This window comes from Streptomyces sp. NPDC007084 (assembly GCF_040703595.1).
In the GTDB taxonomy this organism is placed as follows: Bacteria; Actinomycetota; Actinomycetes; order Streptomycetales; family Streptomycetaceae; genus Streptomyces.
This window is the reverse complement of record NZ_JBEYFY010000019.1, coordinates 66,617-80,155: the sequence shown is the minus strand read 5'-3', so window position 1 is coordinate 80,155 and position 13,539 is coordinate 66,617. Positions and strand designations below refer to the sequence as shown.

The window sequence follows — 13,539 nt, the reverse complement described above, 5'->3', positions numbered from 1 at the left end:
AAGGTCTGGGGTGCCAAGCGGAGAGCTGACCGGGCCCACGGACGGAACCGCGGCCGCCGGGGAGTCCCCACTTGGCGTGCGCCTCCAGTCCGAAGCACGAACGTTCGAGTGCCCCTCGCTTCCACCCGCAAACATCGCGTTCGCAATCGAACGCGGGCCATACTCCATTCCGTGACAGCCGCGTGCGCGATCCGTGGGCCTCTCGGCCTCTGCCGACGGCCGGAGAAACCCCGGACCGCCGGGAAAGGAGCGCTGGATGGCTGACGACCAGGAACCCTTGGACCGCTACCGCGGCAAACGCGACTTCGCCCGCACCGGGGAACCCCGGGGCGGCGCCGAGGACGGCGGTGAGGGCGGCGGCGCGGGCGGCAGCGGCGCCGGCGGTACCGAAGGTACTGGCGGGAAACCGCACTTCGTCGTGCAGATCCACGACGCCCGCCGTATGCACTTCGACTTCCGGCTTCAGGTCGGGAACGTACTGAAGTCCTGGGCCATTCCGAAGGGCCCGTCCTGGGACCCGAGGGACAAACGGCTCGCCGTGCCCACGGAAGACCATCCGCTGGAATACGAAAACTTCGAGGGCGTGATCGCCCGGGGCGAGTACGGCGGCGGCACGGTCATCGTCTGGGACCACGGCACCTACCAGCCGCGCAGCCACGACCGGCGCGGCAGGCCCGTACCGTTCGGCGAATCCCTCGAACGCGGGCACGCCACCTTCTGGCTCAACGGCTCGAAACTGCGGGGTGAGTACGCCCTGACCAGGTTCCGCAGTCGCGAGGACGGCGGGAACAGCGGGGAGGAGGCGTGGCTGCTGGTGAAGGCGAAGGACGGCCACGCAGACGCCGGGCACGGCACGCCGGACCCGTACCGCGCCCATTCGGCTCGCACCGGACGCACGCTGCGCCAGGTGGCGGAGGGCACGGATTCCTGATGTCCCGCGACCAGATCCCGCCACAATGTCCCGCAACGGATCTCCATGGGGAGTCGCGCTTCCCTCATCGCCCCGTCTCGTAACCCCCGCACCGGCGGTATCTCGGTGCCCAGGTCTGGTTTGGACATGGCTCAGCCCGGTAGACCGGAGTGAGGTGGGTTGGCTGGCCAATCGTTCCCGGGAGGGTTCGGCAGTGAGCCCACCACCGGCCGCCCGATCGGCAATCCTGGCGGGCGGCCGGCCACTTCGGCGATCGGGGTTCACGCCGCGTCCGACATCACCTGCTCCCGCAGCGCGGCGCAGGAGCTGCTGATCAGCCGCGAGACGTGCATCTGCGAGACACCGAGTTCCTCCGCTATGCAGCTTTGGGTCATCCCGCGGAAGAAGCGCAGGTAGAGGATGGTCTGCTCGCGCTCGGGAAGCCGTCGCATGGCCGGCCGCACCGCCTCCCGGTCGACCACGAGGTCGAATCCGGCGTCGGTCTCCCCCAGCCCGTCGGCCAGCGAGTATCCGTCGTCGCCGTCGTTGAGTTCGGCGTCCAGCGAGAGGGCCGCGTAGCTGTCCAGCGCCTCCAGGCCGTTACGGACCTCCTCCTCGGTCAGCCGGGCGTACGCGGCTATCTCGGCGACCGTGGGCTGCCGGCCCGCGTTCACCGAGGTCAGCTCCTTGATGGCCGTACGCACCCGGTTACGCGCCTCCTGGACGCGGCGCGGCACGTGCAGGACCCACATGTGGTCACGGAAGTGGCGCTTGATCTCCCCGGCGATGGTGGGCACCGCGTAGCTCTCGAAGGCGTGTCCACGGCCGGGGCTGTAACGGTCGACGGCCTTGACCAGACCCAGGGCGGCCACCTGCGTCAGATCCTCCAGCGCCTCGCCCCTTCCGCGGTACCGGCCGGCGATGCGCTCCGCCATGGGCATCCAGGCCTTGACGATCTCGTCCCGCAGCGCCCGACGTTCCGGGCCGTCGCCCAGCTCCGCGAGCCGTTCGAACGCGGCGTCGGTGTCCGGGGCGTCATGGTGCGGATGGCGCTTCGGCGCGTTCGCGGTGTGGGCGCTCGTGGCGCGCGTAGCCGGGATGTGCGAAGTCGTCGCGCTCGTACTCGTGATGTGGGTGCTCGTGGTGCGCATGTGCTGACAGCTCCCTCAACGGTTGCTGACTGGACAGACCACCATGGGAGACCACGACACAGCACTCTCGGGACACACCCGTCACTGCGGAGCCAAGCGCTCCCACGGACGTGCCTCACTGTCCGAAGCACTACAGTCCGATTTCCCTCCTTACCGGCCGGTAAACACCTATTCGGCGGACATAATCCAGTGTGACCGGCCGGTGGCGAGGGGTGCGCGTTTCCCGGTGGGCGGCCGGGGCACCCGGGGCTCCGGCGAACACTCGTCCGTACTCGTCCGGGACGTCCCGCGAACCCGGAACGCGAAGTCAGAACGCGAACCAGAACGCGAACTCAGAAGGAGACACATGCTCTTCCTCGTCGCCGCATTGCTCCTCCTCGGCGTTGTGGTGGGCGCCGCAGCGCACCTCCCGCTGCCCGTCACACTGGTGGCCGCCGTGGCCATCGGGTGCTGGCTGCTCTTCTACTCGCTGCGCAGGCACCGGGTGGGCACACCGCGGAAGACGACCGGTTACCGCCGCGGGGAGGCCCGATGAGCCAGTCGACCCAGGAGACGACGCGGACGGCCTCCCGGCGCGACCCGTACAGCTTCGCCGTGGCGTCCTTCATCCTCGGCCTGGTCGGGCTGCTGGTCTTCAACATCGTCCTGGGGCCGATGGCCGTCGTCCTCGGGTTGATCGCCCTGCACCGGGGCACACTGCACCGCCACCGCGCCTATCTCGGCATTCTGCTCGGGGTCGCCGACCTCGTGGTGCTCGCCGTCGTCACGGCGGCCGACCACAGCGTCACCTGGCACATCTGAGCCGGCCACCGGCCCGACGGCCGGCGTCAGTGCCCGTCACGCGCACGGAGTCCGCGGGCCTGCCTTGAGAGGGCAGTCCCTCAGGGGGCGTCCCCGGCCCAGTCGAAGAACATCGGGTCCCCGGGGCGCGGGTCGTACAGGGCCCGCGCACCGGGCCCGAACTGCCCCAGCTCCGTCTCCAGAGCGACACCGACGGATATCTCCTCCGGTGTCCGCCCGGTGATGTCGAGCAGCAGACCGTCCAGCGGCCCGCCGACCAGTTCGGCATAGTCCCGACCGCGCTGCGGGCCCTGACGGGGGTCGTCGTGGTCCGCGCCGTAGACCCGGCCGCGCAGGAGCTGTTCGTCGTCCTTGTCCATGCCCTCCACCTTCCCAGCCGCCACTGACAACGCGAGTCGGACCAGAATCGCCGGGGCGCGCCCACGCCGCGATCCGAGGGTTCCTCCCGTGTCCGCTCGGAGCCGGGCGGGGGCCCGCCGAGCGGGGCCGCAAACACCTGCCGCCCGGGTCCGTCACCGCCACTGCTCCGATCAGGTGAAGTGCCCGTACAGACCGGATGGGGCCGGCCGGATCGGACGGGACGGGACCGTATGGACGGGATCGGACCGGACGGGACCGGCTATGGCCGCGCCACCGGGTCGGCCGTAGAAGCCACACCCGGCGCCGCACGCCGCACACGCGGAAAGGCCAACCCGCCCTTCCCCTTGCCACTGCCCCGCACAGGTTCCCGCCGACCCGCACGTCTTGCCCCTGACCCGCACGTGTTGCCCCTGACCCGTACGACTCGTCTCTGACCCGTACGACTTGCCTCTGACCCGCACGTCAGGGTTTAGCGTGCCCCGGCCGGTGGGTCGGCCGGGAGGCCCGGCCGCAAGACGACGCACCGGTTCGTGCCCTTTTCCTCGCCCGAGCCCCGGAGTCGCGTCATGACCCTTCAGCCACCGCTCACTACCCGCCAGATCCACCTCGTCACCGAGCCCGACGGACTGCCCGGACCCGAGCATCTCGCCGTGGTCGAGACGCCGCTCCCGGCGCCGCGGGAGGGCCAAGTCGTCGTCCGCAACCGGCACTTCCTCGTCTTCCCGGGGCTGCGCACCCTCATCGGAGGGCAGGCCGAAGCGGTGCCGTTGCCGCCCGTGCGGCTCGGCGACGCCCTGTTCGGCCCCGCTGTGGGGGATGTCGTCGCGGTGGGTCCGGACAGCCGGCTGCGCCCCGGCGACACCGTGACCCATCTGCTCGGCTGGCGTGAGCACGCCCTCGTGAACGAGACCGACTGCCTGCCCCTGGGCGACGTACTGCCCGACCCCGTCGCGTTCCTCTCCTCCGGGGCGGCCGCGTACGCCGCGCTCACCCGGCTCGCCGCCGTACGCCCCGGCGACACGGTCCTCGTGACGGGGGCCGCGGGCGCGGTCGGAAGCCTGGCGGGACAGGTGGCCCGGCTGCTGGGCGCGACGCGCGTCGTCGGCACCACCCGGTCGGCGCGCAAGGCCGACCGGCTCACGGCCGAACTGGGCTACGACGCCGTGATCGTGCCGGGGACGGCGCCGCTCGCCGAACAGCTCGCCGACGCGGTACCGGAGGGCATCGACGTGCTCCTCGACACCGTCGGCGGCGAGCAGCTCACCGCCGCGGTCGGCGCCGCGCGCCGTGGCGCGCGCTTCGCGCTCGTGGGCGCGCTCTCCGGGCAGCTGTCGCCGGAGCGGGGCCGCGACGGCAGCACCTCGCCGGCGGAGATCGACACGTTCCGGATCATCACGCTCGGCCTCAGCCTGCGCGGATTCAGCAGCGCCGATCTCGGCGACGCGGCGGAGGAGTGGACCAAACGCTTCGGGGAGTGGCTGCGCTCTGGGGACATCGTCTTCCCCACCGCACGGATCACGGGCATCGATCGCGCTCCCCAAGCGTTGCAGGAACTGTTCGAGGGGCGGCACCTCGGAACGGTCGTCGTCGACCTGCCGTAACACCGGCGCCGCGATGTCCGTGCCTTCCGCGTCCTCGACGGGACGGATGCCGACGTCCTCGACAGGACGGATGTCGGCACGAAGGATGTCGGCACGGCGACGGGTGGAGGAGCGGATGCGGATCGGGGACGCGGCGGCGGCGGCCGGCACGACACCACGGGCACTGCGGTTCTACGAGGAGCGTGGGTTGCTGCCGCCGCCACGGCGCACCGCGTCCGGGCAGCGCGAGTACGGTCCCGACGAGATCGCCCGGGTGCGGGTGATCCGGGACCTGCTCGCCCTCGGTCTGACGGTGGAGGACTTGTGCGGCCTGGCCGACCGCATCCCGCTGATCGTCGAGGACCCGCGCCGGCGGTGTTCCGGCCGTACGGACGGTCCCGGCGCGGGCGTGGTGGACCGGCGGCTGGACGCCCTCGACGCCGAAATCGACCGTCTGACCCGGCTGCGCACCCGCCTGGCGGCCCAGACGGGCCGAACGGCCGACGGACCGTACGGGGGCGTCGGCCGTACCGGGGCGGAGTCCCGGACGTCATGACGGCGTGACGGCGTGACGGCGTGACGGCGTGACGGCGTGACGGCGTGACGGCGTGACGGCGTGAGTCTTGTGCGGGCCGTCAAGATCCCCTCGAACGGGCCCGGTTGTTGCGCGGAGATGAAATCCCGCAGCTCGGCGCGGTGCGGCCACTGGCCCGACGCCACTCGCCCCGGTCTCGTCCCCGATCTCGTCATTGACGGATCGGAGAATCGATTCGTACGATCGCGACTGGCATTGAGTGTCAGCGTCAAGCCCTGGCTCGCTGACCGGCAACCCTCCACCGCGGTGGGGTGCTCCAGGTGAAAGCCCGGCGGGGTGACAGCCCCGCAAGCGCGAACCCCCTGACGGGGGACGAGATGGGGAGGCCAGGCGTGCGGAACATCAGCGGCGATCTGAGCGCCTCGATCGCGGCCGCGGCGATGTTCTCCGGTTTCTCGCGCCGCCGCCACATCGACCTGGAGCGTTCCGCCAGCTGTCTGTGTCGCCGCTGACCGGACGCCCCACCGGTCGGCGCACCCCGCCGGTCACCGGTCGACGCACTCCGTCGGCCCGTTCCCGCGGATAGCCGTCAACCACCCCTGCTCTCCCCGGCGTTGCCGGGTCCTCGGTGGGCACGTCGTACGCCGTCGTCGACGCAGCCCTCGCGCATCGCTCACGCCCGGCTTCCCTGTCCGGGGCTCGCGCCTGAGCGTCCCGTCCGTTCCGACTTTCTCGCCCGAACGGTGCCGCCCGTCCACGGCCGCACCGCCCCGCTTCGCCATGTCCGCACCGGACAGGCGCGGCGACTCTGGAGTAGGAGAACCCCTTCCGTGACATCGCATCCGGATTCCCGATCGGCCCGATGGGCGGCAGCCGCCGCTGTCGTGACCTGCGGCATCCTGTTGAGCGGCTGCTCGTCGAGCGACGGCACCGGTTCGAACAACACCGACGCCCAGGCCAGGTCCGGCGGCACTCTGACCTTCGCGGTGGGTTCCGACGCCGGCTGCGTTGACCCGCAGCAGGTGGGCAGCAACGACAGCATCTACTCGCTGCGCCAGGTCGTGGACTCCCTGACCGACCAGGATCCCAAGACCGGCAAGATCGTGCCGTGGCTGGCCAAGAGCTGGGACATCAGCTCGGACACCCGGACGTTCACCTTCCATCTGCGGTCGGGGGTCACCTTCAGCGACGGCTCACCGCTGACCGCCCAGGTGGTGAAGGACAACTTCGACGCGGTGCCGAAGCTCGGGGCCCTGGCCACGCTCGCCCAGGGCTACCTGAGCGGGGTGCAGAGCACGAAGGTGGTCGATCCGAGCACTGTCCGGGTGACGTTCAAGGAGCCCAACGCGCAGTTCCTGCAAGCCACTTCGACCCACTCGCTGGGCATCGAGTCGGCGGCGAGTGTGAAGCTGAGCCCGCAGGAGAAGTGCAGCAAGGGCGTGGTCGGCTCCGGCCCGTTCAAGCTGGCCGGTTATGTGCAGAACCGCTCGGTGACGCTGGCCAAGCGCGCCAAGTACGCCTGGGGTTCCTCGCTGTGGACCAAGAAGGGCGAGGCGTATCTGGACAAGCTGGTGTTCAAGATCGTGCCCGAGGCCGGTGTGCGCAGCGGGAGTCTGCAGTCCGGCCAGGTCGACGCGGTGGGCAGTGTCGGCAAGGCCGACGAGACCGCGCTCAAGGGCGGTGCGGTGAACCTCCAGCGGCGCGCCAACCCGGGTGTCGTGTTCAACCTCGGCCTGAACAACGCCCGTCCGGTGTTCAAGGACGAGAAGGTCAGGCAGGCCCTCCAGTCCGCCATCGACCGGAAGCAGATCGTGGACGCCGTCTTCCCGACGGGCACCGAGCCGGCCACGAGCGTGCTGGCGCACACGACGCCGGACTACGCGGACCTCGGAGCGGACTTGGCCTTCGACGCGGCGAAGGCCAAGTCCCTGCTGGACGAGGCCGGATGGAAGGCCGGCGGTGACGGCGTCCGGTCGAAGGACGGCAAGAAGCTGCGCCTGACCGTCAAGTGGTTCGCCAACGCGGCCACCAACCAGCCTGCGCTGGAGCTGATCCAGCAGCAGCTGAAGGCGGTCGGTGTGGACGTGGTCCTCAAGCAGCTCCAGATCACCCAGTTCGCCCCGACGCTCCAGTCCGGCGACTTCGACGCGGTGTGGGGCAACATCACCCGGGCCGACCCGGACATCCTGCGCAGCTCGTACTCCACGCGGCTCGCCAACTTCTACCACCTGCCCGCCAGTCCGCTGGACACCGCGCTGAACCGGCAGGCGGCGACGGCCGATCCGGGCAAGCGCGGCGAACTGGTCAAGAAGGCACAGGAGTTGCTTGTCCGCAAGGCGTACGTGATACCGGTGGTGGAGCTGGAGACCCAGCTCGGCGTGGCGAAGAAGGTGCACAACCTCGACTTCGACGCCTCCAGCCGGATCCAGTTGCACGACACGTGGATCGGTTAGCGGCCGCCATGCGTCGCTATGTGATCAAGCGCGTTGCTCAGGCGCTCGGCGTGCTGTGGGCGGCCTATACGGTGTCGTTCCTGGTGCTGGACTATCTGCCCGGTGATCCGGTGTCGGCGATGGCCGGTGCCGGGGCGGACTCCGGGCAGGTCGATCCGGCGCAGCTGGCCGCGCTCCGCCACCAGTACGGCTTCGACAAGCCCGTGCTGCTCCAGTACGCGGAGCATCTCGGGCGTGCGGTGCGCGGGGACTTCGGGGACTCGGTGTCCTCGGGCCGCCCGGTCACCTCGTCGGTGGCCGACGCGCTTCCGCAGACGCTGCAACTGACCGGCGCGGCACTGCTGTTGGCCGTGGTGCTCGGCGGTGGTGTGGCCCTGCTCGCGACGTACACGGCCAGCCGGTGGCTGCGGCAGCTTCTGCTGTCGCTGCCGCCGCTGGGCGTGTCCGTCCCGACGTTCTGGGTCGGGCTGCTGCTGGTGGAGGTCTTCTCCTTCCGGGTGAAGGTGTTCCCCGCGTTCGGCAACGACGGGCTGCGCGGGCTGGTGCTGCCCGCGGTGACCCTGGCGATCCCGACCGGCGCCCTGGTCGCCCAGGTGCTCGCCAAGAGTCTGCTCACCGCGCTGGACCAGGCCTATGTGGAGACCGCCCGGGCCAAGGGGGCGGGCCGGGCGCGGATCCATCTGCGGCACGCGCTGCGCAACGCCTCGCTGCCCGCCCTGACGGTGGTCGGGCTGCTGGCCGGGCAGCTCGTCGCCGGTTCGGTGGTCGTCGAGACGGTGTTCTCGCGGGACGGGCTGGGCCGGGTGACCGCCGCCGCCGTCACGGCCCAGGACATTCCGCTGGTCCAGGGGGTGGTGGTGTTCGGCGCGCTGATCTTCGTGTCCGCCAACCTGATCGTGGATCTGGTCTATCCGGTGCTGGACCCGCGGATCGTGGTCCATTCGGGCAGGAAGGTGAGTCCGGCATGAGTCAGACCCTTGCCGAGGACGTGGCAGCGGGCGCGGCGACCGGCCTCGCCCGTGCGGTCGAACCGGGCGCCGACCCCGGTGGCGGCCCGGTGCCGGAGAAGCCGGGGTCCGGTGCCGGACGGCGGCGGCTGGTGCGGTTCCTGCTGCGTCGGCCCGGCCTGGTGGCCTCGGCGCTGGTCGTCGTCCTGATCGTGCTCGCCGCCTTCTGGCCGGACCTGTTCACCTCGCGGGACCCGCTGCACGGGGTGCCGTCGGAGAACTTCCGTGCCCCGGACGGCGCGCACTGGTTCGGCACCGACGAGCTGGGGCGTGACGTGTTCTCCCGGGTCGTGCACGGCGCCCAGCTCTCGTTGAAGGCGACGCTGCTCGCGGTGGGTGTCGCGTTCGTCGTGGGCGGGCTGATCGGCCTGGTCGCCGGGTTCGTGGGCCGCTGGGTCGAGGACGTGCTGATGCGTGTGGTCGACGTCCTGCTGTCGATCCCCTCGCTGTTCCTGTCCCTCGCGCTGGTCACGGCCCTCGGGTACGGGACGGTGAAGGTCGCCGTCGCGGTGGGGATCGCCAGTGTGGCCGGGTTCGCCCGGGTGACCCGGGCCGAGGTGCTGCGGGTACGGCAGGCGGTCTTCGTGGAGGCGTCGCGCTCGTGCGGTGCCCGCTGGTACACGGTGCTGGGCCGGCACGTCCTGCCCAACGCGGTCGGGCCGGTGATCGTGCTGGCCACGCTCGACTTCGGTGCCGCGATCCTTGCCGTGTCGTCGCTGAGCTTCCTCGGCTACGGGGCGCCGCCGCCCGCCCCGGAGTGGGGCACGCTGATCGCCGACGGCCGCAACTACATGGCGAACGCCTGGTGGCTGACCGCGCTGCCCGGTCTCGCGATCGCGGCAACGGGTCTGGCGACCAACCGCATCGCGCGGGCGCTCGACGGCGAATGGTCCCGGCAGCGATGAACCCTCCCCGGACAGCACCGACCGACCGAGCCGAGATGAGCACCCCGTGACGAACACGCCCCCCGACAAGACGGCACCGCCCGACGGGCGGCCGGCCGGTGAACCCGAGCCGGACGGCGCCCCGTTGCTCCAGGTGCGGGGCCTGTCGGTGTCGTACCGTACCCGCTCGGGCACCGTCCAGGCGGTGCGCGGAGTGGATCTCGACGTGTGGCCGGGGCAGGTGACGGCGGTCGTCGGCGAGTCGGGCTCGGGCAAGAGCACGACGGCGCACGCGATCACCCGGCTGCTCGCGGCGAACGGCGGCATCGACGCCGGCACCATCCGCTTCGGCCGCCACGAGAACCTCGCGGCGCTCTCGGAGCGCGAGCTGCGGGCGGTACGCGGTACGAGCATCGGGCTGGTGCCGCAGGACCCGACGGTGTCCTTGAACCCCGTCAAACGCATCGGCGAACAGGTCGCCGAGGTGCTGCGCATCCACGGTCTGGCGACTCGGCGTTCGGCCGCGTCGGAGGCGATCGGTGTGCTGGAGCGGGCCGGGATGCCCGACGCCGCGACCCGCGCCCGGCAGTACCCGCACGAACTGTCCGGCGGGATGCGGCAGCGCGCCCTGATCGCCATCGCGATAGCGGGCAAGCCCCAACTGATCATCGCCGACGAGCCGACCAGCGCTCTCGACGTCACCGTGCAGCGCGTGATCCTCGACCATCTGGAGCAGCTGGCACGGGAGTCGGACACCGCGGTGCTGCTGGTGACACACGATCTGGGGGTCGCCGCCGACCGCGCCCAGCGGATCGTCGTCATGTCGCAGGGCCGCGTGGTCGAGTCCGGTCTCAGCGCCGACGTGCTCGGCGATCCGCAACACGCCTACACCAGGCACCTGTTGGCGGGCGCCCCCAGCCTGAACACCGACCGCCCCCGCGTCACGGTCGCCGAATCCGCCCCGCAGCCGGGCCCCGAGGAGCCACCGCTGCTCGAACTCCGGGATGTCGTGAAGGAGTTCCGGCTTCCGGCCGCCGCCGAGGCCGCGCGTACGCTGCGCGCGGTCGACGGGGTCAGTCTCACCCTCCGGCGCGGCCGCACGCTGGCGCTGGTCGGCGAGTCCGGCTCGGGGAAGTCCACCACGGCCCGGCTGGCGCTCCGGCTGACCGACCCGACCGAGGGGCGGATCCTGTTCGACGGCGAGGACGTGACCGGCGCGCGCGGAGCACGGGCCCGGCAGCTCCGCAGGCGGGCCCAGCTCGTCTACCAGAACCCGTACGCCTCCCTGGACCCCCGGTTCTCCGTCGGCGAGGTGATCATCGAGCCGCTGCGCGCCTTCAAGGTGGGCGACCGCGCCTCCCGGCTCGCCACGGCGCGCCAACTGCTCGACAGGGTGGCCCTCCCGGCCTCGATGCTGGACCGGCGTCCCGCGGAGCTGTCCGGCGGGCAACGGCAGCGTGTGGCGATCGCCCGCGCCCTCGCGCTCTCCCCCGACCTGGTGGTGTGCGACGAGCCGGTGTCCGCGCTCGACGTGTCCGTGCAGTCCCAAGTGCTCGCCCTGCTCGCGGAACTGCAGGCGGACACCTCCGTGGCGTACCTGTTCATCTCGCACGATCTGGCCGTCGTCCGGCAGATCGCGCACGAGGTCGCGGTGATGCGGTCCGGCCGGATCGTCGAGACCGGTACCGCGCAGGCGCTGTTCACCGACCCCCGCCACGACTACACCCGCGCGTTGCTGGCCGCGATTCCCGGCGGCCGGCACGCGTTCTCCACCGCCGGACAGGCCTCGCCCGACGGCGGTTCCGTCGATCTGATCAAGGAGCACACATGACCGTGCAGGACAGCCGGGCGGACCTCCACGCCTTCACCGAAGCCTGGCAGGAGTGGCACAGCGGTCAGGACGCGCGGCTCGCCGATCCCCACGGCTTCCTCGCCATCACGAATCTGCACTGGCTGGGCGAGGAGCCGCAGCGCTTCCCCGACGCGCCCGGTGCCTGGCGGACGGACGCGGACGGGGTGACCGTGGTCCTCGGCGCGGACGAGGAACTCGTGGTCGGTGACACCGCCGTGCGGGGCGAGTACCACTTCGGGGTGCTGCCGGAGCGCGGCAGTGTCAACGCCGTGTGGGGCGACGCGGTGATCGAGGTGGCCAAGCGCGGCGGCCACGACATCGTCCGGCCCCGGCACCCGGACACCCCGCTGCGGACGGCGTTCGCCGGAACGCCCGCCTACGCGCCGCATCCGCGCTGGGCCGTGACCGGCCGCTACGAGCCCTTCGACACGCCGCGTCCGACGACGGTGGGGGCGGCGGTCGAGGGTCTTGAGCACGTCTACGACGCGCCGGGAAGGATCCGGTTCGAGCTGGACGGACAGGAGCTGGCGCTCACCGCGTTCCCCGGCCACGGCGCCGGCAGCCTGCTGGTGCTGTTCACGGACGCGACCTCGGGTGTCACCACCTACGCGGCCAACCGGGCGCTCGCTCTGGAGCCGCCGGCCGCGGACGGCACCGTCGTCCTGGATTTCAACCGGGCCGCGAACCTGCCCTGCGCCTACACCGACCTGGCCACCTGCCCGCTGCCGCCGGCGGAGAACCGGCTGCCCCTGGCGGTCGAGGCCGGGGAGAAGATCCCCTTCGAGCGGGGCGGTTCATGAGCCCGGCCTGAGCGGCACACGAGCCGGAACGAACGGTCTTGAGCCCGGCCTGAACACACCGGGCGCCGGTGTGACGATCACGACGGAGGACTCCCCCGTATGCCCACCCCAGCGATCAGCTCGCTCGCCTTCCTCACGCCGGGCAACTTCGCCGACGACGACCCGTACACCGGTCTGGAGGAGACGCTGCGGCTCTTCGAGTACGGCGAGCGGCTCGGGTTCGACGGTGCCTGGATCAGGCAGCGCCATCTGGAACACGGTGTCGGCTCGGCGGCGGTCTTCCTCGCGGCGGCCGGACAGCGGACCGAGCGGATCGAGCTGGGGACGGCGGTCATCCCCATCGGCTACGAGAGCCCGTTCCGGCTGGCCGAGGACCTGGCGCTGGCCGACGTGCTGTCCCGTGGCCGGCTCCAGGCCGGGTTCAGCACCGGGATGCCGCACGCCGAACTCCTCGGCGATCTGGTGTACGACGGTGACTGGCGCGGCTTCGATCTGTCCTACGGCCGGATCGCCCGGGTCCTCGACAATCTGCGCGGCGACCTCCTGGGCGGCCCGGACACGGTGATCCAGTCGCCGGGCAACACCCAGCGCCCCCGGCTCCAGCCGTACAGTCCCGGCCTGGTGGACCGTGTCTGGTACGGAGGCGGCAGTCTGCGTTCGGTCCGCTGGGCCGCCGAGCACGGTCTGAACCTGCTGCTGGGCAACATCGTCACCGGTGAGGAGACCGACGACTTCACCGTGGCCCAGCGGAACCTGCTCTCCGCGTACCGGCGGGCCGGCTCGGGCACGCGGCGGCCGCGGGTGGCGCTGGGGCGGGTGATCGTGCCGCTCGACAGCGCCGACGCCGCCACCCGGGCCCGCTACCGGGCGTACGCGGCGAGTCGGCACGAGCGCACGCTCGCGCCCCGGGGTCCGAAGCGGACGCTGTTCGCTCCGGACGTGGTCGGTACCGCGGAGCAGATCCTCGAACAGCTCGCCGCGGACCCGGCCGTCTCCGCCGTGTCGGAACTGCGCCTGGAGCTGCCGTACGAGTTCGGTCGGGACGACTACGAGCAGATCCTGCACGACGTGCGGCATGCGATCGCGCCCGAGCTGGGCTGGCGGCCCGCGTCCGCCCAGCTCCAGGGGGCGGTTCACTGACCGCGCGGAGGGGGACGTGACGCGTCCCACCTCGCCCGAAACGCCTTACCGGCGGGGCGAGTTGGT

Annotated in this window: 14 protein-coding genes and 1 riboswitch; of the genes, 12 read left to right on the top strand and 2 right to left on the bottom strand. The window is 71.5% G+C overall.

Annotation, left to right across the window (positions count from 1 at the left end; genetic code table 11):
* Positions 1 to 256: 256 nt before the first annotated feature.
* Entirely contained in the window at positions 257 to 931 is a 675-nt protein-coding gene (locus tag AB0912_RS18055; RefSeq protein WP_366700710.1) for a DNA polymerase ligase N-terminal domain-containing protein, read from the top strand.
* A gap of 260 nt (positions 932 to 1,191) precedes the next feature.
* Here the strand turns inward: AB0912_RS18055 and AB0912_RS18050 are convergent, their stop codons facing one another.
* A complete protein-coding gene (locus AB0912_RS18050; protein WP_366700708.1) occupies positions 1,192 to 2,061 on the bottom strand; it encodes a SigB/SigF/SigG family RNA polymerase sigma factor in 870 nt (289 codons plus the stop codon).
* 346 nt (positions 2,062 to 2,407) lie between these two features.
* Here AB0912_RS18050 and AB0912_RS18045 point away from each other — a divergent pair, with 346 nt between their 5' ends.
* Both AB0912_RS18045 and AB0912_RS18040 read left to right on the top strand, forming a co-directional pair.
* Entirely contained in the window at positions 2,408 to 2,596 is a 189-nt protein-coding gene (locus AB0912_RS18045; protein WP_366700706.1) for a hypothetical protein, read from the top strand.
* The gene (locus AB0912_RS18040) at positions 2,593 to 2,862 is read left to right on the top strand and encodes a DUF4190 domain-containing protein (RefSeq protein WP_366700704.1); all 270 of its coding nucleotides are present in this window, start codon (positions 2,593 to 2,595) and stop codon (positions 2,860 to 2,862) included. Before AB0912_RS18045 ends, AB0912_RS18040 begins: the two co-directional genes overlap by 4 nt.
* 80 nt (positions 2,863 to 2,942) lie before the next feature.
* On the opposite strand, the gene AB0912_RS18035 is transcribed toward AB0912_RS18040, so the two are convergent.
* The gene (locus AB0912_RS18035) at positions 2,943 to 3,221 is read right to left on the bottom strand and encodes a hypothetical protein (protein WP_366700702.1); all 279 of its coding nucleotides are present in this window, start codon (positions 3,219 to 3,221) and stop codon (positions 2,943 to 2,945) included.
* Between the two features lie 567 nt (positions 3,222 to 3,788).
* Here AB0912_RS18035 and AB0912_RS18030 point away from each other — a divergent pair.
* The 9 genes from AB0912_RS18030 (at position 3,789) to AB0912_RS17990 (ending at position 13,473) form a co-directional block, all read left to right on the top strand.
* Positions 3,789 to 4,823, top strand: a complete 1,035-nt coding sequence (locus AB0912_RS18030; protein WP_366700700.1) for an NADP-dependent oxidoreductase — start codon at positions 3,789 to 3,791, stop codon at positions 4,821 to 4,823.
* A gap of 115 nt (positions 4,824 to 4,938) precedes the next feature.
* Entirely contained in the window at positions 4,939 to 5,358 is a 420-nt protein-coding gene (locus AB0912_RS18025) for a MerR family transcriptional regulator (protein ID WP_366700814.1), read from the top strand.
* A gap of 230 nt (positions 5,359 to 5,588) precedes the next feature.
* A riboswitch (SAM riboswitch) is annotated at positions 5,589 to 5,697 on the top strand.
* A 32-nt stretch (positions 5,698 to 5,729) separates the two neighbouring features.
* Positions 5,730 to 5,849, top strand: coding sequence for a putative leader peptide (locus tag AB0912_RS18020; protein ID WP_366700698.1), 120 nt, complete (start codon positions 5,730 to 5,732; stop codon positions 5,847 to 5,849).
* Positions 5,850 to 6,167: 318 nt separating this feature from the next.
* On the top strand, positions 6,168 to 7,790 hold the full coding sequence (locus AB0912_RS18015; protein ID WP_366700696.1) for an ABC transporter substrate-binding protein: 1,623 nt from the start codon (positions 6,168 to 6,170) through the stop codon (positions 7,788 to 7,790).
* 8 nt (positions 7,791 to 7,798) lie between these two features.
* Positions 7,799 to 8,758 (top strand): ABC transporter permease, encoded by a 960-nt coding sequence (locus AB0912_RS18010; RefSeq protein WP_366700694.1) that lies wholly within the window; start codon positions 7,799 to 7,801, stop codon positions 8,756 to 8,758.
* Positions 8,755 to 9,702: an ABC transporter permease gene (locus AB0912_RS18005; RefSeq protein WP_366700692.1), complete on the top strand. Its 948-nt coding sequence runs from the start codon at positions 8,755 to 8,757 to the stop codon at positions 9,700 to 9,702. Before AB0912_RS18010 ends, AB0912_RS18005 begins: the two co-directional genes overlap by 4 nt.
* A gap of 124 nt (positions 9,703 to 9,826) precedes the next feature.
* Entirely contained in the window at positions 9,827 to 11,512 is a 1,686-nt protein-coding gene (locus AB0912_RS18000; protein ID WP_366700812.1) for an ABC transporter ATP-binding protein, read from the top strand.
* On the top strand, positions 11,509 to 12,333 hold the full coding sequence (locus AB0912_RS17995; protein WP_366700690.1) for a DUF1684 domain-containing protein: 825 nt from the start codon (positions 11,509 to 11,511) through the stop codon (positions 12,331 to 12,333). Before AB0912_RS18000 ends, AB0912_RS17995 begins: the two co-directional genes overlap by 4 nt.
* A 99-nt stretch (positions 12,334 to 12,432) precedes the next feature.
* On the top strand, positions 12,433 to 13,473 hold the full coding sequence (locus AB0912_RS17990; RefSeq protein ID WP_366700688.1) for an LLM class flavin-dependent oxidoreductase: 1,041 nt from the start codon (positions 12,433 to 12,435) through the stop codon (positions 13,471 to 13,473).
* The last annotated feature ends 66 nt before the right edge of the window (positions 13,474 to 13,539 follow it).